Annotated in this window: 14 protein-coding genes; 6 read left to right on the plus strand and 8 right to left on the minus strand. The window is 42.3% G+C overall.

All coding sequences use genetic code 11. The features are described from left to right. Window position 1: 1 nt before the first annotated feature. From rpsB to ilvD, 7 genes are all read right to left on the minus strand, one after another. Window positions 2-805: a 30S ribosomal protein S2 gene (rpsB, locus tag BREVNS_RS08095; protein WP_483426511.1), complete on the minus strand. Its 804-nt coding sequence runs from the start codon at window positions 803-805 to the stop codon at window positions 2-4. Between the two features lie 108 nt (window positions 806-913). Further along, window positions 914-2,236, minus strand: coding sequence for a PhoH family protein (locus BREVNS_RS08100; RefSeq protein WP_483426512.1), 1,323 nt, complete (start codon window positions 2,234-2,236; stop codon window positions 914-916). A 327-nt stretch (window positions 2,237-2,563) separates the two neighbouring features. Next, window positions 2,564-3,373, minus strand: coding sequence for an SH3 domain-containing protein (locus BREVNS_RS08105; RefSeq protein WP_483426513.1), 810 nt, complete (start codon window positions 3,371-3,373; stop codon window positions 2,564-2,566). 113 nt (window positions 3,374-3,486) lie between these two features. Next, the gene (locus BREVNS_RS08110) at window positions 3,487-4,212 is read right to left on the minus strand and encodes a metallophosphoesterase family protein (protein WP_483426514.1); all 726 of its coding nucleotides are present in this window, start codon (window positions 4,210-4,212) and stop codon (window positions 3,487-3,489) included. Continuing rightward, window positions 4,212-5,414 carry a YncE family protein gene (locus tag BREVNS_RS08115; RefSeq protein WP_483426515.1) on the minus strand — a complete coding sequence of 401 codons (1,203 nt, stop codon included), beginning with the start codon at window positions 5,412-5,414 and terminating at the stop codon, window positions 4,212-4,214. The genes BREVNS_RS08110 and BREVNS_RS08115 overlap by 1 nt, the downstream gene beginning before the upstream one ends. Next, the gene (gene uvrA / locus BREVNS_RS08120) at window positions 5,402-8,236 is read right to left on the minus strand and encodes an excinuclease ABC subunit UvrA (protein ID WP_483426516.1); all 2,835 of its coding nucleotides are present in this window, start codon (window positions 8,234-8,236) and stop codon (window positions 5,402-5,404) included. Before uvrA ends, BREVNS_RS08115 begins: the two co-directional genes overlap by 13 nt. Window positions 8,237-8,655: 419 nt before the next feature. Further along, window positions 8,656-10,329 carry a dihydroxy-acid dehydratase gene (gene ilvD, locus BREVNS_RS08125; protein WP_483426517.1) on the minus strand — a complete coding sequence of 558 codons (1,674 nt, stop codon included), beginning with the start codon at window positions 10,327-10,329 and terminating at the stop codon, window positions 8,656-8,658. A 362-nt stretch (window positions 10,330-10,691) separates the two neighbouring features. Here ilvD and BREVNS_RS08130 point away from each other — a divergent pair, with 362 nt between their 5' ends. Genes BREVNS_RS08130 through BREVNS_RS08145 form a run of 4 tightly spaced genes read left to right on the plus strand, consistent with a single transcriptional unit; the run spans window position 10,692 to window position 16,058 of the window. Further along, on the plus strand, window positions 10,692-11,312 hold the full coding sequence (locus BREVNS_RS08130; protein ID WP_483426518.1) for a TetR/AcrR family transcriptional regulator: 621 nt from the start codon (window positions 10,692-10,694) through the stop codon (window positions 11,310-11,312). Then, window positions 11,296-13,854 carry an efflux RND transporter permease subunit gene (locus tag BREVNS_RS08135; RefSeq protein WP_483426519.1) on the plus strand — a complete coding sequence of 853 codons (2,559 nt, stop codon included), beginning with the start codon at window positions 11,296-11,298 and terminating at the stop codon, window positions 13,852-13,854. Before BREVNS_RS08130 ends, BREVNS_RS08135 begins: the two co-directional genes overlap by 17 nt. Window positions 13,855-13,863: 9 nt before the next feature. Further along, a complete protein-coding gene (locus BREVNS_RS08140; protein WP_483426520.1) occupies window positions 13,864-14,592 on the plus strand; it encodes an outer membrane lipoprotein-sorting protein in 729 nt (242 codons plus the stop codon). A gap of 11 nt (window positions 14,593-14,603) precedes the next feature. Further along, on the plus strand, window positions 14,604-16,058 hold the full coding sequence (locus BREVNS_RS08145; RefSeq protein WP_483426521.1) for a hypothetical protein: 1,455 nt from the start codon (window positions 14,604-14,606) through the stop codon (window positions 16,056-16,058). Between the two features lie 258 nt (window positions 16,059-16,316). Here BREVNS_RS08145 and BREVNS_RS08150 read toward each other — a convergent pair whose 3' ends face one another. Beyond that, window positions 16,317-16,823, minus strand: coding sequence for a HAMP domain-containing protein (locus BREVNS_RS08150; protein WP_483426522.1), 507 nt, complete (start codon window positions 16,821-16,823; stop codon window positions 16,317-16,319). Window positions 16,824-17,056: 233 nt separating this feature from the next. Here BREVNS_RS08150 and BREVNS_RS08155 point away from each other — a divergent pair, with 233 nt between their 5' ends. Together BREVNS_RS08155 and BREVNS_RS08160 are read left to right on the plus strand one after the other, a co-directional pair. Next, window positions 17,057-18,289, plus strand: a complete 1,233-nt coding sequence (locus tag BREVNS_RS08155; RefSeq protein ID WP_483426076.1) for a hypothetical protein — start codon at window positions 17,057-17,059, stop codon at window positions 18,287-18,289. Between the two features lie 318 nt (window positions 18,290-18,607). Beyond that, window positions 18,608-26,293: a FlgD immunoglobulin-like domain containing protein gene (locus BREVNS_RS08160; protein WP_483426523.1), complete on the plus strand. Its 7,686-nt coding sequence runs from the start codon at window positions 18,608-18,610 to the stop codon at window positions 26,291-26,293. Window positions 26,294-26,296 lie beyond the last annotated feature (3 nt).

Here is a 26,296-nt window from a genome sequence, read left to right on the forward strand (position 1 = left end):
CTTATTTTACAAGAGTGTCTTCATCAACATCGGCGTATTCATCTTCGACGTTGACAGCCTCTGTTTCTTCCTCTTCTTCTTCGACAATGTGGCTTTCCTGCTTGGCAGCCATCGTGGATCCTTCGATGATAGCATCAGCGATAAGCGAGGTGATAAGTTTCACAGAACGAATAGCATCATCGTTTGCAGGAACAGGATAATCCAGGAGATCAGGATCACAGTTGGTGTCGGCAATACCAAAGACCTTGATACCCAAGGACCTGGCTTCAAGAACAGCGTTGATTTCTCGCTTCACATCCACCACCCACAAAGCATCGGGCAGTCTTTTCATATCACGGATGCCCTCATAGAAGCCCTTCATTTTGGCAATGGTGCGTTCAATATCAATGGCTTCTTTTTTGGTCATCTTGGCACGATCAGCCTCGAGTTTTGCTTCGAGTTTCTTCATCTTGTCGATAGACTTTTTGATGGTGCTGAAGTTGGTAAGGGTGCCTCCAAGCCAGCGTTTGGTGACGTAAGGCATGTTACAGCGGGTGGCTTCCTCAAGAATTGAGGTTTGGGCCTGCTTCTTGGTCCCTACAAACAGCATCACACCATCGTTGGCAGCCAACTCTTTGGCAGCCTGGTAAGCCTTTTGAAGCATGTCCATCGTGTGGCGCAGGTCTATGATGTAGATGCCATTTCGTTTGGTGTAGATAAATGGCTTCATCTTGGGATTCCAGCGCTTGGTCTGATGGCCAAAATGCACTCCTGCTTCAAGCAAGGCGTTCATGAGTTCTTTTTCCTGGTAAATGAGACTCGCCATACTCTCTCCTTTCTTTCTTTGGGAGTTTTAGTGTAAGATTATAACATACTTTGGACTATCTGTCAAATAAAAATGGGGGAGAAGTCCTGGGAAGAGAAAACGAAAGTCCTATAGCAGGTTGGAGGCAACTTCAGCAAGAAGGGACCGTTCACCCTTCTCTAAGGTAATATGGGCATACAGCGATACCCCTTTCATTCTATCGATGAGAAAGGAAAGTCCATTACTTCGAGAATCAAGATAGGGGGTGTCGATCTGATAGGGATCACCGGTGAAGACAATCTTGGTTCCCTCCCCCGCGCGAGTGATGATGGTTTTCACCTCATGGGGGGTGAGATTCTGGGCCTCATCAACAATGAAGTAGAGCTTGGAGAGGCTTCGGCCACGAATGTAGGCGAGAGGGGTGATCTTCAGGGTTTCGTTATCAAGCATTTTGGAGATGGTGGCGAGTTCGTGGCTTCCTTCGTTGAATTGGTGCTGAATGACAGCGAGGTTATCATAGAGGGGTTGCATATAGGGATCGAGTTTTTCTTCGATAGAGCCTGGCAGAAACCCCATATCCCGATTGGAGAGGGGAATAATAGGCCTGGCTAAAAGGATCTGTTTGTATATGCCAAATGAGGCGAGAGCCCCGGCTAAAGCCATGAGGGTTTTTCCCGTACCGGCTTTGCCCGCAAGGGTGACCAGCTGGATATTTGGGTCGGTCAAGGCGTGAAGAGCAAAGGCCTGTTCAGCGTTGCGGGGAGCAATCCCATAACAGGTGTGCTTCTCAATGAGTTGCCATCCTGGAAGAAAAGGGGAATAGGTGGCCAGGATACTTTTCTGGTGATTGCGGAGGACGAAGAATTCATTTGGCATGGGTGGGGGATTGACGGAGAAAAACTCAGGGGGAAGTATTTTTTCTTTCTGAAGGGTGTAGAGAAGCGTCTCATCAACGTTCTCAATAATACGTTTCCCTGTATAGAGTTCCTCGATACTTTTGATTTTCCCTGTTTCATAGTCCTCGGCAAGGAGGCCAATGGCCCTTGCTTTCATGCGCAGGTTGATATCTTTGGACACAATAATCACTGTGGATGGGTCTTTTTCCTGGGCAAGATAATAGGCACAGGCAAGGATGCGGTGATCGGGTTTATCTTCCCAGAAGAGTTTGCGAATGGAATCATCAAGATGGACATGGGTATCGATACGAACGGTTCCTCCGGAAGGCAGTTTGGCGGGTTTGTTGAAAGGGACATCCTTGAAAAGATTGTCCAGTTCACGGCTGAATTCTCTGGCATTGAAGTGGATAATTTCATTGCCCTTTTTGAAATTGTCCACTTCTTCCAAAAGAGTGATGGGGATAACGACCTCATGTTCCTGAAAAGAAAAGATAGCACGAGGGTCATAGAGCACAACGTTGGTATCAAGGATAAACGTTTTCTTCTTTTTTGCCATGTCTTATGGTAGCATGTTTTTGGGGAAAATGCAATTTTCTTGAAACCCCTGCACGTGTGCTTTCTTTCCCTCTCTGGGTCAGGGGCTATGCCCCTCTTCCCTGCTTTTTCTGTTTACAGGGGATTATGTGTCTGTTTTATTCAAAAAAGCAAGTTTATTTATTACATCAAGGAATATTTTTATGCCATTTTTGTTTTTTTATTACTTTCTTGAGACCTTCGCACATTCGTGCAAAGGTCTCTCTTTGCAAAAAAGGGAAGAGGGGGGAGTGTGTTGGTTTGAGCAAAGAATTTGAGAAGGAAAAAGTCTCACCTGGAGGGAAAAAAGTTATTTTTCTTTCAGATAGGCATCAAAAAGATACCCATCGAGGCGTTTTTTCCCAGGGACAATAACCCGTGCCCAATAACCACTTTTTCCGGCAATTCTTTGTTTTGTTCCCACTCGCCAGAGAAGATACACAACGCTTCCTCTGGAGAGCTGGGTGAGGATGGTGGCATTGGTAGAGGGGAGAAGGCGAAGATTTACCCGATCACCGGTGAGTTCACACTCTTTCAGGAAAGAAGAAGAGAGATCATTTTCTCGTGGAAAAAGGGCCTGATTGGTGATGAGATCAAAGCGTATAGCCCATGGGACAAGGGCATTGGTTCTGTCGTAATAGAGCATGGTTTGCCCCAAGAAAAAGACGTTTTTGTATACCCTGAGTTGTTCGTTATAGGTCTGGTTGTTCTCGTATCCTCGAATGGATCCATTGGGGAGAACGTGGCAGACAAGGAATTCATTCTCTGGATATTCGACAAAGAGAAACCACTCCGGTATTTTCCTCACGGGTTGAAGATCCTTTTCGCTGAAGAGGTCTTTAGATCTTATCCAGCCTATTTCGATACGTTCGTCGTCTTTTGTGGCGAGGCGAACCTTGATCTGGTACCACGCCTCTTTTGGGGAGGTGTTGGTTCGAGCAATAACCTCGACTGACTGGAGGGCGGAGAGTTCGCGACGTTTTTGTCCCTGAGGGGTATCGTAGAGGATAGCCTTCCACGAGGCGATACCAACAAACCCCACATCAGGAGAGAGATAATCCCTTTCGGCTGAAAAACCCACACTGCCTATCAAAAAAAGGACCCAGAGATAGTTTTTCATTGGTACTCCTTGTCGTTTCCTTGAGGTAGAGTATAGCACAAAAGGGTATTTTTTTCAAATGGAAATGAGAGAGGAGCAAAAAGGGAGAGAATTTTGTTCTTGAGACGGACTTTTTATCTTCCTGCGAGAAGTCGGTAGGCTAATTCCTGGCGTATGCCGAGGGAGAGCATGCTCTCTATGGTTGAGGCAATATCATACTCATAGCGAATGAATTGCACCTCCCATCCCTGGCGACGTGAGGTGAGAAGACAGCAAGAGGCTCTTGGGTCACCATCTCGTGGCTGTCCAATACTTCCGGGATTCACGAGATAGCGCTTTCCTTTTTGCAAGAGGAAAGGTTTCTCTATTTCATACCAGAAGTTTCCTTCTTCATCGACAAGGCCTGGATAATGGGTATGACCAAAGAGGGCGATAAAAAGGCCCGCCTCCTCTAAGGCATACAGGGCAAGAGAGACTTCTTTAGGACCGGTGATGTAGCGATCAGGATCATCCGGGCTTCCATGGCATATCCAGAAGGGGGATTTCTTGGTATCTATTGGCCAGAGAGATATGATGCCTAAGGATTCCGAAGAGAGATGTCGTTTTGTCCAGAGAATCTGGTCTCTTGCCATGGGGTTCATGAGATGCCTTTCGTGGCTATCAAAAAGGGCCCTTTCATGATTTCCTTGAATCACAAGAGAGGCGTGTTGCTGTATCCATGAGACGCAGGCTTCTGGAAAAGGGCCATATCCCACCACGTCTCCCAAACAATACAGTTCATCATAGTCAAGAGAGAGTTTTTCAAAGGCCTGAAGGGAGGCTAAATTGGCGTGAATATCACTCACAATGGCTATTCGCATCACAACCTCTCTGTTTCTATGAGATAAAAGTCCACTGTTCCATCCATGAAGTTTGAGATCACCACCATCTTTCCATCCGGAGAGATGGCAATACCAATGGGTTGGTTTCCTCCACGGATAATCTCAAGGAGTTTAGGGACCTCACCCCGGATATCATAGAGTTCAACGGTACCGTCCTCAGGGCTACGATAGTCTGATCCTTTTGGATGGTCCTTTCCCCGACAGGTGATAATCATATAACGGTAATCAGGAGAGAGTTTGAGGTTTGATGGATGGGTTCCACACGAATAGGCCGGTGAGAGGGTATCTGTATTCAAATCAAGGATGTAGAATTGAGATTTTCTGAGATTGTTGATATAGACCCAGTTTCTTGCTGGATGATAACGGAAACGCCCATTTGATCCCCCTGTACGGATGACCTTGACCACCCTATCGTTTTGAGAGATGTCGTATTTGATGATTTCTCCCGAGCCGTAAAAAAGCACATAGAGATATCGTCCATCTGGTGAAAATCCAAGCCCTCGTGGTTGATAGCCTGTGGTCCGAATAATTCTCTGGAGAGTGTAGGTCTTTCGATCTATCACCGTAACCGTCGCAGAGTCCCAGCAGGTGACATAGTAGTATTGCCCATCGGGGGTGAACTCGCCTACCTTTGGCATGCTTCCTTTGACATCGATTTCACGCACAATACTCCAGTTGGAAAGGGATAAAACAAAAACTTTGCCCCTCTTGTCCACCTGGGTGAACCAGAATTCCTGCCCATCGGGTGAAAAGACCCCTTCTACATAGCCCACATAACGATGATACTGTGGGATTTTTACCATAGAAAGCTTCTGGTTTTGCATATCGTAGTAGCCTATGCCCTGTTCACCCATAAAGGTAATGAGAAGGTATCGCCCATCTGGAGTGAAAATGACATCCTTTGGCATGGAACCAACCTTTTCTTGTCTGAGAAAGGTAAAAAAGGAGTTTGTTGGGAGCATGCGGACAAAAACATCTTTTTGCTCTTTTATCATCTGGGTAACGGTTTTGTGGCCGGAAAGGGAGATTTCTATCATGCCGGATATTCCCGAAAGGGAGAGGGGTGTTTTTCCCAAGAGAATACCCCCCTGTCTCACCTCTGCCCCCTGGGGAAAACTTTTTATAACTACACCCCATGCTATAAGAGGAAACACAAAAAGCCAGTATCCTATTCTACACATCGTTTCATATCCTCAAGGTATTTTTTGAGATAGAGACCTGTATAACTTTCAGTACAATGGAGAATATCCTGTGGGGTGCCTTCGAAGACCACTCTTCCTCCTCCGCTTCCCCCTTCTGGTCCAAGGTCGATAATCCAGTCGGCTACCTTGATGACATCCATATTGTGTTCAATGACAACTACGGTGTTTCCACGATCCACGAGTTTCTGAAGCACCTCAAGAAGCTTGCGTACATCATCGAAATGGAGCCCCACCGTGGGTTCATCGAGGATGTAGAGCGTTTGTCCGGTACTTATTCTGGAGAGTTCTTTGGCGAGTTTGATGCGCTGGGCTTCTCCCCCGGAGAGGGTTGTAGCGGGTTGGCCTAAGTGAATATATCCGAGTCCCACATCCCGGAGGATTTCCAGTTTTCGTTTGATTGGAGGAATAGCCTCAAAAAAGGCGAGGGCTTCATCAACTGTCATATCCAGCACATCGGCAATGTTCTTGCCCTTGAAGAAGACCTGAAGGGTTTCCCGGTTGTAGCGTTTTCCCTGACAGACCTCGCAGGGAACATACACATCGGGAAGAAAGTGCATTTCAATCTTTTTGACCCCATCTCCTTGACAGGCTTCACATCGACCACCCTTGACGTTGAAACTAAACCTGCCTGGGGCGTAGCCGCGCATACGGGATTCGGGAAGGGCAGCAAACAGGTCACGAATGAGGGTAAAAAGCCCTGTATAGGTCGCCGGATTACTTCGAGGGGTACGTCCTATAGGACTCTGATCAATATCAATAATCTTGTCGATGGCTTCTACGCCGGTGATTTTATCATGAGCTCCTGGTTCTTCACGGCTTCCGTTGATTATTTTATTGAGAGCCTTGAAAAGGATATCGTTGACAAGGGTTGATTTTCCTGAGCCGCTTACCCCTGTGACAACGACAAACTTCCCCAAGGGGAAGGAAACGGTGATGTTTTGTAGGTTGTGTTCTCGTGCCCCGTGAATGGTGATAACTTCTCCTGTCCCTGTTCGTGGCCTCTCAGGCATTGGTACGCATCGTCTGCCAGAGAGATAGAGGCCAGTGAGAGAAGTGGGGTGGCGCCGGATTTCGTCAGGTGTTCCTTCGGCAACCACCTGTCCCCCATAGATACCCGCTCCTGGTCCAATATCGATAACCCAGTCGGCTCTGGCAATCATCTCTTCGTCATGCTCTACCACTATGACAGTGTTGCCTGTATCGCGGAGTTTTTCAAGGGTACGGATGAGTTTATCGGTATCTCTGGAGTGAAGACCAATGGTGGGTTCATCAAGCACATACAGTACCCCCATGAGACTGGAACCAATCTGGGTGGCGAGTCGTGTTCGTTGAAACTCTCCCCCTGAGAGAGTGCTCACCTTTCGATCCAGCGAAAGATAATCCACACCAACATCGACAAGAAAGGAGAGTCTCTTGTCAATCTCTTTGAGAACACGTTCCGCTATCATCATCTGATGAGGAGAAAGCTTGGCAGGCAGGGTACGGAAGAACTCCTGTGCTTTGGCGATGGTCATCGCTGTGACATCCATAATGCTGTGGCCGGCTACCTTGACCGCCAAACTTTCCTTCCGCAAACGTTTTCCCTGACAGACGGGGCAGGGAACGGATGTCATATAGTGTTCAAACCATTCTCTCATCTCTGGGGAACTGGTCTCGAAGTATCGTCGTTTCAGGTTGGGGATGATACCCTCATAGATGGTGGTGCTTCGTACATCCATGCGATAAGACTGGTAATGGATTTCCACCTCTCCACTGTCTCCGTAGAGAAGGATGTTCTGGATATGGGGTGGGAGTTCCTGGAAAGGGGTATGAATGTCAAAACCATACTTCTGGGCAAGGGATCGCCACATACTCATCCATGTTTGTTGTGAGGGAGGATGAGTCCTGATAGCTCCATGGGCAAGAGAAAGATGCGGGATCACTAAAAGATCTGGTGAGAATTCCATTTTTTCTCCTAAGCCGCCACATTCGGGGCAGGCTCCGTAGGGGGCATTGAACGAAAACATTCGGGGCTCAATCTTGCCAAAACTCACCTGGTGAACGGGACAATAAAAATTTTCAGAGAAAAGTTTTTCTTCTGAAGATTCTACCGAGAGAATGATAACAAGTCCCCCACTTTTTTTGAGAGCGAGTTCGACGGATTCAGCAAGACGTCCCCTTTTTTCTTGAGACACAATAGCCCTGTCAATCACAATATCAATAGAGTGTTTTCTGTTTTTGTCTAAGGCGATTGGTTCTTCGAGATTTTTTATCTCTCCGTCTATGCGTACTCGAACAAACCCTTCTCCTTTGAGTTCCTCAAGAAGTTCCTGATGGGTGCCTTTCTTTCCCTGGACAACAGGGGAAAGGATCATTATCTTTGTTCCTTCAGGCATGGCAAGAATAGCATTGACAATCTCATCCACCGTGGTAGCCGTGAGTTCCTCTCCACACTCCGGACAAGTTGGTGTTCCAATAGTTCCCCAGAGAAGTCGAAAATAGTCGTAGATTTCTGTGACTGTACCCACAATCGAACGGGGATTGGCATGTACCGATTGTTGCTGAATAGAGATAGCGGGAGAAAGCCCTTCGATGGATTCCACCTTGGGTTTTTTCATTTCTCCTAAAAACTGGCGGGCATAGGTGGAGAGAGATTCAAGGTATCGTCTTTCTCCTTCAGCATAGATAGTATCAAAGGCAAGGGAAGACTTGCCGCTTCCTGAGACACCGGTGATAACGACGAGTTTATTTCTGGGAATTTCGACGTCGATATTTTTCAGGTTATGTTCCTGGGCTCCTTTGACGATAATCTTGTCTAACATGAGGTCTCCTCTCTGTGTGTGGTAGGTGATTACTATATCATAACTACAGACATTTTTCAAGTTTGAGACCATGGAAGAGAGCTATTACCATGTTTCAGCAAAAGCCCTTCATTAGCTGAAATAAGGTTATAGCCTTCACAGTATCGAGACCCTTGCACGGATGTTTTCTTTCCCTGTCTGGGTCAGGGGCTACGCCCCTCTTCCCCGCTTTTTCTGTTTACAAGGGCCGGTTTGTCTTTTTTATTCAAAAAAATTGGTTTATTTATTACAGCACGGAATATTTTGATACTAATTTTTGTTTCTTTATTACTTTTTTGAGACCTTTGCACATTTGTGCAAAGGTCTCGTATCCTTGATGGATACCAGAAAAAACACCCCCGGGGTTATCCCGGGGGTGTTTTTCAAAAGAAAAGGTTTTTTTATCGTTTTTCGAAAACTCCTCCCTTGTTGGCGGAGGTGACGTGCTGGGCATAACGAACAAGATATCCTTTGGTGATTTTGGGAGGAAGGGGTTTGAAATTGGCTTTGCGTTTTTCTATTTCCTTTTCATCGACCAGGAGGTTAATTTTTTTGTTGGGGATATCGATTTCTATCATGTCTCCTTCTTCTACAAGTCCAATAAGTCCACCAGCAGCAGCTTCCGGGGAAATATGTCCTATGGAAGCCCCACGGGTGGCACCGCTAAATCGCCCATCGGTGATGAGAGCCACCTCCTTGTCAAGTCCGAGACCGGCGACGGTGGAGGTTGGGGCTAACATCTCTCTCATTCCCGGTCCTCCCTTTGGTCCTTCATAACGAATCACAATCACATCGCCCTTTTTGATTTTGCCTTTCAGGAGGGCTTCTACCGCCTCTTCCTCACTATTGAACACGCGAGCTGGTCCTTTGTGATGAAGCATTTCAGGGGCCACGGCGGCCTGTTTGACAATACAACCCTCTGGGGCTAAATTGCCCGTGAGAACCGCAAGTCCGCCTGTTTCGTGGACGGGCTTGTCAATAGGACGAATAACTGTGGGATCTTTGATACCGGCCTTGTATTCTTTGAGAGTCTCTCCCAATGTCTTTCCGTTGACTGTCATGGTATCAAGGTGAATGAGGTTTTTCTTGGAAAGTTCAGCGAGAACAGCAGGAACACCACCGGCACGGTACAGATCAAGGATGTGATGAGGTCCTGCAGGAGAAATCGTGGTGAGATGGGGAACCTTTTCGGTAAAGGGAGCAAAGTCTTTGAGTTCAAGATCCACTTCCCCATAATACGCAATAGCCGGAAGATGAAGGGTGGTGTTCGTTGAGCCACCGAGAGCCATGTCAACGGCAATAGCATTTTCAAAGGCCTTGCGCGTCATGATATCCCTAGCCCTGATGTTCTTCTTGACCAATTCCACGATTTTCAGACCTGATTTTTTGGCAATACGGATACGATCGGCAAATACAGCCGGGGCACTTCCATTGAAAGGAAGAGAAATACCAAGGGCTTCGGAGAGATTACTCATGGTGTTGGCTGTGAACATTCCGGCGCAGGAACCGTCTCCTGGACAGGCCCGGCATTCAAGGTCGTAGAGTTCTTCATCGGAGATCTCTTTTTTGGCGTATTTACCAGTGGCTTCAAAAACAGTACTGAGGTCTACTTTGTTTTGATTCACAAGCATACCGGGAAGCATGGGACCACCGCTGACAAAGATAGAAGGGAGATTGAGACGCATGGCGGCAATGAGCATCCCTGGAATAATCTTATCACACGAGGCAATAAAAACAATCCCATCGAATTGATAGGCCTCTGCCATAATCTCTATAGAATCAGCGATAAGCTCTCGGGAAGGAAGGGAGTATTTCATTCCCCTGTGCCCCATGGCAATACCATCACATACTCCGATGGTATTGAATTCGATAGGCATACCACCTGCGGCATAGATACCTCGTTTTACAGCATCGGCAATCTTGTTGAGATGAATGTGGCCGGGAATGGCTTCATTGAATGAATTGGCTATGCCAATGAGAGGACGCTCAAGTTCCCAGTCATCAAACCCCATGGCCCGGAAAAGGGAACGATGGGGGGCCCTCTGAAATCCCTTTTTGACCGCATCGCTTTGCATAACTTTCCTCCATTTTTACAGGTTTTGAATAAGCCCTGAAAGAGGCTATTCAGAAGTATTGTAATGCAGGATATTCTTTTTTTCCACATTTTGGAAGCATGGCAAAATGAAAAAGTTCTTAGAAAAATCCAAAAAATGGGGAAGGAGGAAATCAAGGGGCCTTGTGCAAGGGGGCAATACCCATGCATATTTTGGAAACATTGGAAAAAGGGGTATTTTTTGGTGACTTGACAAGATTTACACAAAGTACTCAGAAAAATATTTTCAAATTGCGTTCAAAGACTTGACTTTTTAAAATCTCGTCTTTAATATTTAACTGAACGGTTAGTTTAACTAATCAGTTAGTTGAAAGGGGTTATGAGATGGACTTAAAACCAAAAAATAGAATTCTTGAGTCGGCAATAAAACTTTTTGCAGAAAAAGGATTTGATGCAACTTCTGTTGATGAAATTGCAAAAAACGCAGAAATTAACAAAGCAATGATTTACTACTATTTTTCTAGCAAAGAAGAGTTATTATCAAGCATTATAAGAAAAAGTATTAACGAGTTTACTTCGATTATTGAAGAAATTAATCTTTCAAATTTTAAAGACCTTGAAGAAATTATACATTTTTTTGTCGAAGAAGGGATAAATTATATTGATAAAAACGATATGTTAATAAGAATTTACCAGAGAGAAAGTTTAAATATATCTTCAAGATGGGGTACAAATATTATAGATACAGTAGGGCTTGTTTTTGAAAAAGTTGAAACTATGATAAGAAAGATGAGAAAGGAAAGTATAAATTTTGATATAACTCTTGTTGAACAAATTCTTGTTACAAATTTGATCATAGGATATTTAAGTCTCAAAGACAAGCTGGGAGGTAAGATTGATGAAGAAGCAGGTGAGATTATTAAGAAAAGATATATAGATAGAGTGTCAAGAATAATATATCTACTTATTACAGACGAAGGGGGAAAGAATGAAAAGATTTTTTAATTTTACAGTCTACAAGCCTTTTAAAACTTTAGTTGTTACAATAATAGGGGTAATAGTTTTTTCACTCGGGATTTCAAGAATATATCTTGATAATGATTTATTGCACTGGTTTTCAAAGAAAAGCAAAATAGGAAGACTCAATTACTATATCAACGAAAGATTTGAAAGCAACAATCCTATAATAATCATGTTTACTCTCGACAATGATGTGATTTCAAAAGAAAACTTAAAACACATTAGGGATATTTCATTGAAAATGAAAGAACAAAAAGATGTTGTAAATGTTATAAGTCTTACAGAGATTGAGGATATTCAGGGAAAAGAAGATGAAATGAGGGTTTCAAAACTTGTTCCCGAAGATCTTGAAAGTGTTGATTATAGTAAACTGAAAAGTTATATTTTAAGTAAAGAAGCATACAACGGAAGTTTACTATCAAAAGATGGATTATCAACTCTTTTAATAGTTCAACCTTCTCCAGATACAAAAGCGGATTTTTTGGCAAAAAAGTTGAGGAAAGTGACGGACTCTTTTCTTAAAGAAAATAATCTTAACTGGCAGGTTTACTATGGTGGAACTCCAATGCTACTTAATTCTATCTCCGATCTCGTAGTCAAAGACTTGAGATTCCTTATTCCACTTGTTTCTCTGGTAGTTTTTATGGTACTATTTATTTCTTTTAGAAGTATAAAATTAACCCTATTGCCTCTTATAACAGTGTTATTAGCTACAGCCTCAGCTATGGGTGTGATGGGCTACCTTGGTTTGCCTCTTACTACATTTGGAGTAGCAATTCCTGTGGTACTTATTGCCGTAGGAAATGCTTATGGTATCCACTTTATTAATGAATACCATGAAAAAAAATTATCCATGCAAACAGAAGAAGCCCTTTTGAAAGTTCATGAAAGAACTTTTATTCCTATACTTATGAGTGCTTTGACGACATTTGGTGGATTTATGTCGATTGCTGTCTCTAACGATATGCTTTCAGCAAGGGATTTTGGTATAATTTCAGCTATAGGAGTAATATTCTCGTTTTTAATAACTATCAGTTTTATCCCTGCCTTACTCAAAATATTTCCGAAAACAAAAGGAAATTTTGGCAATCTCAACGAAGAAACTGAACATAAATTGTTTTATGAGACATCAAAGTTTATCTTTAAAAATAAAAAATGGGTTGTACTTACGTTTTTAATCTTCGGAGTTATAGCTATATATTTTATAACTAAAGTACAAATTAAAGTTGACTATATGTCTTACTTTGATAAAAAATCCGAGCCAGCTATAGTAACAGAGAGAATTAGCAAAATTTTCGATGGAGTCTTTGAGTTAAAACTCTATTCAAAGGGACAAATTTCAGCAAATTATTTGAGAACTCTCCAGATAATAGAAGAAAATTTAAGATATATTTCCGGGGGTAAAACCAGACCTGTCTCAATAGTAAGTATAATCTCCTCCCTCAATGAAGGTATGACGGAAATTCCAATGATTCCAGACACTGACTATGAGATTGAAAATTTATGGTTCTTTATTGAAGGGAACGAAAGTATAAAAAGACTTGTTACAGAAGATAAAAATGAAACGCTCATATCTCTTCTTCTACCTTCCATAGAATCCTCTGTAAGATATGAAATTGTAAAGGAGGCAGAAAATTTACTGAAAAAATATAGCTCTATTTCTACAAAAGAGATGAAAGAATCAAAAGAAGAAATTTTTAATCTTTTAAGAATTATGCTTAAAAACAGAGTCATTCGTGCAAACCTCAATATTTCAGACTCAGAGATAAACAACTTTTTAACCAAAAATATAGTTGTTGATAAATTAAAATTAACTGATTACGACTCTAAGAATAAATTTTTAAACGAAATTTCCCAAAAATTCATAGAGGAATTTTCAATACCTGAAAATAAACTTTCAAAAAATGACATTAAAATAGCTTTTTCACCTTTACTATGGGATAAATTCATTATACCCGGGAATGATATAAAACTATTTGATGATTATGGTGTTGCCGGACTCATGAAACTTTTTACCGATGTTGAACAAACTTTATTGAGAAATCAACTTATAAGTCTCTTTATAATTATCCTCATAGTTGTTATATTGAATACAATCACCTTTAAGTCATTACTAGAAGGAATATTTTCACTTATTCCAATATTATTTACTTTGATTGTTAATTTTGGAATAATGGGACTGTTTAAGATTAATATGGATTTTATTACTACCACTATAGCAGCTATTGCTGTAGGTGCTGGTATAGATTACACGATTCATTTTCTCTCAAGATATACTTATGAAGTAAAAATGGGAAAAGATTATGAAGAAGCCTTTTACCATACTTTTTCAACCACAGGAAAAGGCATCATTTTTAATTCTTTTTCTGTTGGATTTGGATTTGCCGTTTTGAATTTCTCTGGAATTATGCCACTCAGGAGTTTTGGAATGTTGATGTTTATTACAATGATAGTAAGTGCTTTATCAGCGTTGACAATCTTACCAGTACTTACTTTTTATTTCAGGAAGAAAATATTGAAGGTTTAGGAGGAGGTTATGAAGAAATATTTCTTTTTTCTTGTGATTGCGGGAAATTTATTTTCACTTACGGGACAGGAAGTTCTTGACAGGGTGGAAAAATCACTTACTGGATTTTCAGATCAAATGGCGACCTGTGAGGTTATTCTTGGTGAAAAAGGGACTGTTAAAGAAACAAGAGTAATGAAGATATGGAGTGCAGGAAAAAGCAGAAGAGTCGTTAAATTTGTAAGCCCCTCAAATGTTAAAGACATTGGTATACTCGTTTTGTCTGAACAAGAAATGTATATCTACTTACCTGCTTACAAAAAAACACGAAGAATTGAGGGAAGTATGAAAAACCAAAACTTTCAGGGGACTGATTTTTCATACAGAGAAATTGGTAGTTATGAATATTCAAAGGATTTTGATAGTAAGGTTATAAAAGAGGATGATAAAATCATTCAACTTGAATTGACAAAGAAACCCGATTCAGATTCTTCATATAACAAGATAATTATGGAAGTAGAAAAACAGAATTTTCTACCAAAAAAACTTGAAATGTATTCAAATAATGAACTTAAAAAAGTATTGACAATCATTGACGCAGAAAAAAAAGGTAATTACTGGGCTTTAACCCATGTAAAAATGGAAGACCTCACAAAAAATCACTTCACAGAAATAAAAATAAAAGAAATAATTTTTGATAGTGGGCTTGAGGGAAAAGGTATTTTTACTGAAAGATTCTTAAAAAGCTCTTCCAACTAAAGGAGGTGTCTATGAAAAGGATAATTTTTTTATTCTTGTTCATCTCTTCTTTCATCTATATCTATGCGGAAACGGATCTAAATGTTGAAATATCAAGTTTTATTGGAATATCTCTTTCTAACTCCAGTTATCTATATAATGAAAATGAAGCATTTTTTAAAGCAAATACAAAGTTGTCTGAAGATATTAACTTCTTTGGCTCATTTGGGATAAATTATACTCCATATCCTCTATCAGAGACTTCTTCAAAGGATATGCTTGAAAATTCAAGCTATCTTTATCCACTTACCATTTATCTTGATGAAGCCTATGTTTCTGCTAATAATTTTGTTTTCGATGGACTTGATTTTGTAGTTGGAAAACAAAGAATAAGCTGGGGGAAGGCTGATAAGGTTAATCCCACAGATGTGTTAAATCCTCAGGATTTATCAAAAATAACTGATCTTGGCAGGAAAATTCCTCTATTTGCCTTTAATTTCACTTACTACTTTCCTTTCCTTAATGATTATGGAGTTCAATTTGTGTGGGAACCTTACCAGGGACAGTCGATTCTTCCCGTAAGATTTATTGAGGAAAAACTTACTTCACGAATCAAAGAAAAAATTTCCGAAAGTGTTACTTCTGTTGATATTGATGAGAATTGGACTGGCGAGGTGAAATATCCTGAATTTAATCTTACCAATTCGACATTAGCTGGAAAAATCTTTGGAAAGGTTTTTGGCTTTGATTTTTCAATTAATGTTGCAAGAAGACAAAACGACATACCGTATATAAGTGAAATCTATCTTGAAAATAGCAACGCTATAAATTTTCCATCAATGTCAGAAACAAATGTTACAGTTTTATCAAAAAGCTATAAAATGGCTTATCATAAAGAAACTGAAATAGGATTCGATCTTGAAAAAGACTGGGGTATATTTGTCAATAGATGTGAGCTTGCTATTTTTATTCCGGATGAAGTAAAAACAACCACCTATACTACAGTTAAAACACCTATCCCTTTTCCTCCCACTACGATTGTCACAAATATTACAAATGAAGAAGTTATTCTCAAAGAACCATATGTAAAGTGGATTATTGGGCTTGACAAAAACTTTGATGGTGGATGGTATATCAACTTCCAGATAGCTCATGGACTGTTTATGGAAAGGGGATACAAGGAAGAAAAACTTCAGGATTATTTCACTTTCAATATTGAAAAGGGCTTCTTTGATGATAAGTTAAAATTCAAACTATTTGGAATAGCAAATACTGATAATTTTATCGACAAATTTAAGGATAATGATATAATAAAAAGTTTTATAGATAATAGTGCTATAATGGGAAATTTTGAGATTGTGTATTCTCCAATTATGGGACTTGATTTTAAAGCGGGAATCTGTGGGATAGATGGAAAAGGGAAGGCTACCCTCACCTCCTATAAAGAATATGATATGTTCTATCTTGAAGTGAGTTCAAGTTTTTAAATATAGAAAGCTGTCCAGCAACCCTGGACAGCTTTTTTTGCCTTTAGAGTCCCTTGTACGAATATTACGAATATGAGTTGTTTTTGGCCGAATAAAGCGAAAAGTGGGAATCAAGGGGTGTTTGTGCAAGGAATTTCTCTTGGGTTTTTAGTTAGAGAAAAAACCTCTCAGTTGGTTTGTTTTGATAAAAAGCCTGTCCTTTGAGCTTCTTGTGAAGCTTCGGGACAGGCCTTGTTTGCAATGAGAAGAGGAATGGTTTTATTTGTTGAGTTTATTCAAAAAGCGATTGAGGCTTTTGACAAGGTCATGAAGTTCATCCTGCTTTCGAAGGCGAAATTCAAGCGTCTTGATATCAATCTTGCCATCAGCTGCTTCGTCTAAGGTTTTCTTTATACGATAGATAGGACCTGCCATCTTGTGAGAAATAAAAAGCCCGAAAACAGCAATGAGAATGAGGTACACCACACTCAGCCAGATCATGGGCCACATCTGAATTTCAAATTCATTGTAGGCTTTGCTCATATCGAACACTTCATAGTATGGGAGTTCAGGGTTGGTTTTCGCCTTTTCCTTGAATTCTTCTACGTTTTTGACCTGATAGAAAAGGTTTTTGGAATATCTTTGCCTGTAAAATACCCCCATAAAAAGAAGAGAAGCCACAAGACCTAAGACGATAAGGAAAGAAAACCTCGCAATGAACCGAATCTGAAATGGCTTGTCGATAAAATATCTCCAGCGCATTTTCTTATTCTTTGTCTCTTTCACGGTAACCTCCTTGGGATCTTTTGTGTTATTATCGGATAGAGAGGGCAAAGAAATTTATAGATTTAAGAAAAAAAGATGGAGAGGGTATGAGGATGAGGCTCCAGAAGATAGATGAGCAGGGAGTTTTTTTAAAAAATTTGGTAACGTTTTTTTCAGGAGACCTGCAGTGGGAAGATGAGGAAAAGCAAAAAAAAGTTCCTCCCTGGCCGATAATAGGACACAAGGAGGAACCCATGCGTAAAGAATTCACCTTCACTTTGACTATCGACTACCCTGACACAAAACTTGAGACGTTAGTGGTGGTTTTTCTCCAGGCCATCAAAGGAGTGTTTGAGTCATTTGTTCATCAGATTTCTGTAGAAGTGGCAGAAAAAGAAATAAAAGAAGGTCGTATCACCTGTACATGCGGAGAAAAACATCACTTCATATGGAAAACAAAGCATGGAAAAAACACTGTTTTTGTTCTGATGCCCTTTGGAAAGATCACTCTTCCTCAGCTCCAAATTCAATGCAAAAAGTGTGGAAGAAAACTTTTTCTCACAAGATCTCTTCTTGGTGTAGAAAAGCGAAAAAGGCAAATCCTGAAAGATATCTACAGAGTGGCTTTAGCCGGGGCTCTTACCACCTATCGAGTGGCCGCTCGTATTCTTTCCTTCACAGGGTATAAAATAGGTCTTAGCACCCTCTGGAAAAACCTTCAAAATATTGGGAGAAAGATACATTTCAGTATCTCAGAAAAAGAAAAACCCTGTGGAGAAGCCGATGGGACGGGTATTCCTGTTCAGGGCAAGAAAAAAGGAGAAGAAGCTAAAATTCTTTTGCAGGAGAGGCAACAAGCCTCCCCATTGACAGGAAAAAATACAAGAATAGCAGGCCTTCTTGTGGATAATTACCATGCAGGTTGGGACAAACTTCTTAAGCCCATTCAAGAAAAACACTCTTTTTCTCGGTTTTTTCTTGTTGTCGATGGAGATACAGGGATTAACCAGGGCAAACATCCCGGTATCGTTTTTCAACGATGTTTGTGGCATGTAAGTTATCAATTGAAGTATTTTCTTCGTCTTGATAGAGTGAGATATCGTTCTTCTGAGTGGACAAATATTGTCGCTGAAACAGGGAAAGCCTGTTTCTTGGGGTACAAAAATGACTGGCAAACAAGACTTGGTTATCAAAGCGAGCGCAGACAGCATATTCAGAATCTTCTTGACTTATTTCACGAAAAAGGGCGCAAACATTGTTTTTATTATCTTCTTCGTGCTCAAAAAGACATGTTCGCCTGTGACAGTGAAGATGGTTTGCCAGGAACAACCTCAAGGGCAGAACGGGTGATGCGAACCATAAACCAGAGAATGGATGTAGGGGTATGGAAAAGAGAAGGGGCAACCAATGTTCTTGCTGTGCGTTTGCATTACTACTATAATCGTGATGAGGCTATCGATGGTGTCTACTGGCAGGATGTGATATAAAACATAGGGATGGTACGTACTTATTGCCCTGTTTTATGGCCTAAAAAGGGTACTTTCCCCAGAAAAAACTTGTTTATCTAAAATGTTCCCTGTATACTACAGTTGACAAAAATCTTTTGAGCCAGGGGTAACTTCTTTATCCTTTTCTCTCTCTTTCAGGTCTCCTGTTGGAAACGTAATCAAAAATTTTTCAAAAAATTTCCATTTTGGAGTGAGAAAGAGATATATATTATTGAGAGGCAAAATCTCTCTAAAAGGATTGATAAAAGACAATGGTAGGGAAAAAGAGAAATTTTTATATAAAAAAAGAGGGTTGCTATGTGGACGAGGAAAAGAGGGATAAGAGGGTGGCTTTTAGCCATAATTGTAGTAAGTAAAGTATGGGGATATGTTTACTACGATGATTTTGCTTCTTCGAACGGTTTCTGGCAATATAAATTTTTGTATTCTCTGCAGGCGGGTATTCATAACGAAGCCCACAATATGACCATTGCTCCTTCGGGAGGACTGCTTCAATTTTCAGGGGATGGTCTTACTACCGAATATTATGCCGAACTCTTTGGATTTTTTGCCCGTTATACCAATGTACGTTTCTCTGCTACGGAAGAACGTCCTTTTGGTTTTGAATTTACAAGAACTCTTCTTTCTCTGGATAGTGATGAAGGTATTTATGAGGAATCTGGCCGGAAAAAAGCAGCCTTTAATGTAGGGATAGTTCAGTATGATCCTCTGGTGAGTGGTATTTCCAATAAATATGCAAACTACCTCTTTTTCTCCGAGGTGTATCATCCAAAACTGGCAGGAGAAGCAAACACCCAGCCGAGAAGTCTGTGGTCTCTGAATGAAAGTGGTTCTCCCAGTAATGTGATTGATTTCAGTGCTGTTGTGAGGCCAGATGGAGTTGCTACATCGGATCTTCGGGGGATTATGAACTGGTGTTATGATGATCGGTGGGGGACAAATACCGTCGAACCAGGCGGGACATTGAATAACTACTCCAACAATAACAATCATATCAAGATTCGTGTTACCATGGATGGTAAATATGCTTCATTGTATATCAATCCAAATCCCAATGGGGTTTCTCAACAGAACTGGGATGGAACAACAACCACGTATCTGAACACTTTTTACCTTGTAGCAAAGGTGCCTGTTATTTTTTCTAATGAATTGATGGTCGTGTTTGGATTGGCTAATAACCGTGGTGACGCGGAAAGGCTTCTTTTGAATGTGGACAATTTTACCATTCGGACTATTTCGGCCAGTAACATTGCCGAGATTAGTCCTGTTATGACAAAGGCAGGATCAACGAATGTCCTTACTATAGCGATCAAACCATGGTTTAGTACCACTACAGAGGCGGGAGTACAGGAGTTATTTATTCGATTGCCAGAAGCCTTTTCTCATACCAATTGGGCGGCGTTTACCAATACGGTAGCGGTTTTCTGGATGCATACGAATAAGACGGTGTATAAAACCTTTGCGAAGACGTTTGGGGACATGAATCCTTCCGCGGGAAGCGCTGCGTTATCGCTTAAGGAGAATGGCAGGCTTCTCAAAATTCGGTTTGCTGCAGGCGCCACAGCGGAGGTTTTTCATCCTGATTTCTTTGGGGGAGATATAAATGTCACTCACCAGTACATGATAGTGGTTGTGGTGAGTAATTTCTTCACCTCTTCAGCCGGTGATGTGGTGGGCAAGACTTTTGAAGTGTATGTCAATAATGAAAAATATCCTGATACCACGTGGGGACGAGTTGCCACAACAGGTCCTGCAAAAGCCATGGCGGGGGATGTGGCAGATTGGGGAGGGGCTTTCTTTGATAGCAATACGCTTTGTTTCCGAACGGCTAATGATCCGGTTGGTATTGCTTCTGTTCGACCAAATTTTGTGTACGAAGGAGAATCCAAGACATGGTTTGTGGATATAGCGGCCAAAGATACCAATGAAATGGTGGATAACAATGCCGATATTGCCCATGTGGATATTTTCTTACCTCCAGGATTTCTGGTGGACTCTTCTTCTATAAAAAGTGCCGTGTGCTCTTCCATCTTTTATGATTCAGCCCAGAGAAAGATATCCCTTCTCTATTCGAATGACAATCGTGTACTTGCCGCAGGAAGTGGAAATGATACGGTGAGTTTTTTAAATCTTACCACAACCAACCTTGATATCCCTGCTCCGGGTACCAACGAAATGTCTAACCGGATTATGGTGGTGAGTTATTCTGCTCTTCCGGGGACAAAGCCAGTAACCAATGGGATAAGTATTTCCTATCCTACACAACACTTTCTTGTTCGCAAAAAACCACCAAAAGCAGAGGCATATCAGACTCCTCGTGAGGTAAAAAATATCCTCTCTTCGCAGGAGTATAGTTTTGTGGTCAAAAATCGTGCTGAAAATCCTGGGAACTCCATCCGTCGCCTTCTCATTCGTGTGGATAAGGTGATCACAAACATTGCCTCTGTGGTATCCGGGCGACCGGCAACGGTGACAGTGACGAAGAATATCACCAATGGGAATATCACAAATACTGAAGGGTATTTATGGATTCTGGTGGATTACTATAGCCAGAATACCAATATCCCAAAAGATTATACGGAGATTGTTCGTTTTACAGGGTATGATAATGTAAAGTCTCTCACAAATGTGATTATCCGGGCAACGAATATAGCCTATGTGGATAACGGAAATGGAGATGGCTGGACAGAGGTCAAAGAGGATGTGTCCAGTGGCTGGAGTTACTTGTTCTACACTCCGCCCGCTGAACTCAAGGCGTCCATTGTAACGCCATTGAATGAAGATGGAGTAGCCGATGCTTCCTATAATCATCATCACTATGTGGATGAGAATTCCCCTTTCTATCTTCAACTAAGCCTCCGAAATACGGGTGAAAAAGATAACACCATATTCCGGGTGAGGATAACTTTTCCTTACGGTATTACCAATGTGATGTATCCCTCTTCAATGATAGTAAGTTCTAATCAAATCAGCCTTTATAAAACCAACAGTGGCAGCAATTGGGTGATGGAAGTTGCCTATACCAATACGGTGGCTCTCTGGTCAGGAAGCAATGATATGATAAGCTGTTATCTCATGGATGATATTGCTTCTCCCACCAATGTTATCATCCGTCTGGAGGCCCGGAATACGACGAATTATGTGTTGGCTGAAAATGATGGGGCTGATAATACGGAATTGCGTTTTCTTTATCCAAGGCCAAAGGCTTCTGGTGGCGTGGTGATTCCTGGTGGGTTTATTGATGCGGCCACCAATCAGGCCACTATTACGTATATTGTTTCAAACCATGGTTCTGTAGAAAATCTTATCAAGCGAGTGTTCTTCCTGGTTCCTACCAATATGATTACGAACGTGACCTCAGTGTCTTCCCTGCTTGGGGGTGTTTTCTCTGGTTTTGAGTTTCATGCACCCGGGTATTATCGGGTTGTGTTGGATTATGGAAACCAGTTTTATGGAGGGAGAAGTGATACCATTACCATGACCTTGTGGGACAGGGTAGAAACAGAAGCGGAGTTTCCTCTTCGGGCCTCTGTTTCCAATCAAAGGATGTGGTCAAACACCATTGCGGTATTGCCAGAGGGAACACAAATGGTTTCCATTATTCCACCTCCGACCTTTTATGAATATGCGGTTCTTCCCACGGTGCTTTATCGGAATTATAGCGGGAAAACCAACACCAATATCATTTGTTTGAGAGTGAAGAATAATGGATGGGGAAGTAATAGGCTTGAAAGATTGCGTATAGTTTTGCCTCCAGTAGTCTCCAACCAGATTTTTATGGTCAGCAATGCTTTTTTGGGTGTAACTTCACCAGGCGCAGCGCTTCGGTTTATCACCCTTGGTGGTACTAACGTGGTGGAAGTGAACTACAAACTTTCTAATACGAATATTCCACCGGGTGGCATGGATGATTTTTATCTGTATGTGGCACTCACCACCAATGTCGTGGCCACAAACTGGATAGTTGTTCATGCGGCCAATAATTCTACCAATATCGATGGTTCTCCGAAGTGGACAAATTATTATGCGGTTTCCTCTTTACTTTCTCGTACCAATGTGATCACTCTTGTAGATCCGGTTCGATTCTTTGTGTTGCCAGGAGAAGTTTCTTCTCCAGCCTCTTCAGCCATATACTCCAATCGAATAGAGAATGGCTTTGAAAATGGAGGGCGCTTGATTTCAGCCGTAGAGATTGAATATCCTTCGGCATTCTTTAGTAGTCTCCAGGTTCTTTCTACGACGGGGAATTCAAGTGTCAATGGAAGTTGTGTGCGGATAGACTATCCCTATGGGCTTATGCCAAACAATGGGGAATGGGTGGTGATTCGTGGGTATGATACGTGGACGGCAGGGGATACGAATTTTTCTGTTACGGTTCGGGTATGGTACACAAATAATGCTTCCTTCACGAATATGGCTGTTGTTCGGGAGGGATATACCAATAAGGTAAGTTTTGTTCATCCTTTTGCCGAAATGTGGGCCTGGAGTACTCCAAATACAGTGGGACAGGATTTTATCACCAATCTGTATGTGTTTGGTTTTACCAATGTGGGAGGAGAGGGGAATGATATTCGGTGGGTGAAAATCGTTCTTCCTTCGTTTATAACGAATGTCACAGGGCTTGCCTCGCTACGGGGGGCCTTAGTGACCAATACCAATGGAGCGCTGTGGATATATTATCCTTCTCTTTTACCGGTGGAGGGATATGATGAAGTACGTTTCTGGGGATGGGATACCATAGATCCTGGTCAGGAAACCAATATCATCTGGGAGGTGTATGCTGATAATACTTTGGGATATACCAAACCGGTACTGGCAGGGACGTATCCTTCGAGAAGTCTCGCTCTCTCTATCATTCAGCCTGGTTATAGGGCCGCCGCTTATCTGGAAGTGACCAATGCTATTTCTCTTTCTCAGACGAATGCGATCTGGACGACGGAAACGAATAACGGTCTTCGGTTCTACTTGTATAACAACAGTGATACAGGGAACCTCATAAGGATGGTGAAGATTCCTGTGCCTTCAGCGGGAGGGCTTCTTTTGACAAATGCTCTCACTTTTACGAATATGCGGGCCGGGGTGAATCGAGTTTTTTCAAACGGGGCGATGTGGCTTGATTATCGAAATGCACCACTCTATCCTACGGAAAGTGATGAAATATGGGTTCAGCTTCATGATAGCGTGTTCTATAGTAATACCAATGTAACCTGGCAGGTAGAGGCCGCTTACAATACCACAGATGATAAATTTAAACCTGTTTCTCTCCAGCCTGGAAGGAGTCTCTCCGTGTATTATGTGGCTCCCTCTCCTGTCGTAGAGGTTTCGCTTTTACCGGGGATAATTTATTTTGACAGGAAATACTTTGCTCTTTCTTTTGTGCTCTCCAATGCCGGCAAGTCAACAAGTGCGGTGGATGAAGTAACTATTCTTCTCCCGCCGGAGTTTACCAATGGTTTTTCGCACACAAGAGTCTCCAATACCATGGCTACTTCTCGATCTTATGCGAACGGGGTACTGACTTTAGGATACGGTACCCCTCTTGCTGCAGGTCAAAAAGATACTCTTGTGCTCTGGTTGTCAAATACCATGATCATGCCGGGGATAAAGGGCTTTAAGGTCAATGTGAGAAGTTTTGTTACGAATGCTGTGGCAAGAGGTGAGAGTAATCTTGTGGTGTCTTCTATGCCGGTATATGCGGTGTATGTCAATGATAGAGAAAATGACAACGACCTTGATACGACAACCCATAGCAACCGGGTAGTTGTCCAGGTAGTGAATGATGTGACCTCGGATAAGCCAATAGAGAGATTGCGAATATCTTTGCCGGGGTTCTTTACCAATCGGGTGCAGACGCTCAGTCGTAAAGTAAATGTGGGGTTTATAAGTGGAGATCCTACGAATATCGTTGTTGATTATAAGACGGGTGGAAACCTCCTTGCTGCTGGAGAATATGATATTCTCCAGAATGATGTTCTGGATAATTTTGAAGTGGGATATACGACAAATAGTGTCTTGGTATGGGTAGAAGATCCCTGGGGTTATCTTCCTTTGCCGGTGATATCGGGTCGAACCAATGAGATAAGGATGGTGATGCCGTTACCCAAGGGAAGGCACTGGTTAGGAAGTGCGACGATTTATATTGATACCTTTGTCTCTAATCTGACCATTTTTGTCTCGAATACCGCTCAAACTGCCAATGTCATCTCCAATGTGGAAATTCTTCTTCCGGAAGGATTTGTTGATATTCATGATGTTATAAGTGGTTTGGGCAATGCAAGTTATGAAGCAGGAAATCATCTTATCAGGGTAAGATATGCTTCCGGGTTATCTTCTAACAGGTGGGATGCAGTGACTTTTACCTTTAGCAATACGTATCGAGCGCCCACGAATTTGCGCATTATGGTTCGAGCCACACACTTACCTAATCATACGGCCATTTTGCCCTCTCTTTTAGGAGAGGATTATAGCACTTTCCCTGTAAGTTATCCTCCTGTGGCTGTGGAGGGATATTTTGTGGGGGATAATGCGCTTTATATTGTGGAGAATGAGGGGATTCTCACCTATCGCTTGATGAACAGAACGTTCAAGAGTGAGGTGAGGAGAGTGTTATTGACCTTTGAAACCAATACTCTTTTGTTGTTTTCCAATATTGTTATTACAAATACCAGGGCAACGGTGACGAGGTTACAAACTAATTCTAATCAATTTCTCCTTGAGTATCTCCCGGGAGCGGGTATAGGGAGTCAGGAAAACGAGGATCTTAAAATCCACTTCTCCTATACCTTGAGTAATACGGGCAGTGTGCCTGTTCGAAGTATTGTGGATCTGGTGTCCACGGGAGTTGGGGGTACCAATGTTTCGGATTATCAGACTTTCTCCTTAGATGAAAGGAAAACCAGAATAGTGATTACCAATTCTACATGGGGGATTGTATGTGGGAGTGTTTTCCCCGGGACAAAATTGGTCTATGTGAAGATGTATGGCACAGATGGGGTGAGTATAGGATTGGATGATACGGGAAATCCGCTGTCGCAGACCATTCAACTTGGTTCGGGAAGTTATAGATTAACCCATGTTCCTCAGGGAACATATGTACTTGAATTTTCTGCTCCTTATTATCGGACCATTCGGACTCATGTAGATGTTCCTGCCAATCAAACGGTAAGACTTCCGGTTATAGCGATGCGCAACGCTCCACTGATGGGTGGTGAGGATGAGGCACAGGTGGTGGAGTGCTATGAGGACACCAATACGATGGTGGTCTTCCCTGGTGGTTCTGTGGGCAAGGAGTTCTCGGTGGATATCACAAGAGTGCCGCTTACCGCTGAACAGAAGCGCAATCTCACGGAGAACAAGACGGTGAAAGCCCCGAGCACAACGACGGACATGTATGGCTACCGGTTCAGTCTCAATACACGGGACGACAAACCGATGGATGGGGCTGTAGTGAAGCGGGATGCTATCCTCTATCTTGCCTATGATCCTTCGGATATCGCTTCCCGTGGGTGGAGTGAGGGAGATCTTGCCATCTACTACTGGGATGACAACGGGCTGAATCCTCGGTGGGTACGGGTTGGTGGCGAGGTGGACACGGCGAGAAGACGCGTGGTGGCCAAGGTGAGCTATGTCCATAGTATGTACGGTGTGTTTAGCAAGGCAGGTGAGGACAGGCCTGGTATCATCACGGCGGTGACCCTGAGACCCAAGGTGTTTACGCCAAGTCGTTCTGGAGATGGTTATTACGGTTCTGTGCGTGTCACGATGGAGTTCAGATCTCCTGTGGAGAAGTATGAGGTGAAGATCTTTGACCTGAAGGGGAATCTCATCCGGCGGTTTGTCCGTGAGGATGGTCCGTACACGCAGGGAGAGATAGCTTGGGATGGCAAGGATACTGAAGGTTATGATGTGAAGAATGGTGTCTATATATACAAGATCTATGCCGGCGGCGAGACCTACAGTGGGACGCTGGTGATTGCACGGTAGGAG

The sequence above is a fragment of the Longinema margulisiae genome (assembly GCF_025266855.1).
Lineage (GTDB): Bacteria > Spirochaetota > Brevinematia > Brevinematales > Thermospiraceae > Thermospira.

Coding starts and splice junctions, on each gene's coding strand:
- ilvD (WP_483426517.1), bottom strand. CDS start 10,329: ATGCAAAGCGATGCGGTCAAAAAGGGATTTCAGAGGGCCCCCCATCGT.
- rpsB (WP_483426511.1), bottom strand. CDS start 805: ATGGCGAGTCTCATTTACCAGGAAAAAGAACTCATGAACGCCTTGCTT.
- BREVNS_RS08140 (WP_483426520.1), top strand. CDS start 13,864: ATGAAGAAATATTTCTTTTTTCTTGTGATTGCGGGAAATTTATTTTCA.
- BREVNS_RS08155 (WP_483426076.1), top strand. CDS start 17,057: ATGCGTAAAGAATTCACCTTCACTTTGACTATCGACTACCCTGACACA.
- BREVNS_RS08110 (WP_483426514.1), bottom strand. CDS start 4,212: ATGCGAATAGCCATTGTGAGTGATATTCACGCCAATTTAGCCTCCCTT.
- BREVNS_RS08100 (WP_483426512.1), bottom strand. CDS start 2,236: ATGGCAAAAAAGAAGAAAACGTTTATCCTTGATACCAACGTTGTGCTC.
- BREVNS_RS08130 (WP_483426518.1), top strand. CDS start 10,692: ATGGACTTAAAACCAAAAAATAGAATTCTTGAGTCGGCAATAAAACTT.
- BREVNS_RS08145 (WP_483426521.1), top strand. CDS start 14,604: ATGAAAAGGATAATTTTTTTATTCTTGTTCATCTCTTCTTTCATCTAT.
- BREVNS_RS08115 (WP_483426515.1), bottom strand. CDS start 5,414: ATGTGTAGAATAGGATACTGGCTTTTTGTGTTTCCTCTTATAGCATGG.
- BREVNS_RS08160 (WP_483426523.1), top strand. CDS start 18,608: ATGTGGACGAGGAAAAGAGGGATAAGAGGGTGGCTTTTAGCCATAATT.
- uvrA (WP_483426516.1), bottom strand. CDS start 8,236: ATGTTAGACAAGATTATCGTCAAAGGAGCCCAGGAACATAACCTGAAA.
- BREVNS_RS08105 (WP_483426513.1), bottom strand. CDS start 3,373: ATGAAAAACTATCTCTGGGTCCTTTTTTTGATAGGCAGTGTGGGTTTT.
- BREVNS_RS08135 (WP_483426519.1), top strand. CDS start 11,296: ATGAAAAGATTTTTTAATTTTACAGTCTACAAGCCTTTTAAAACTTTA.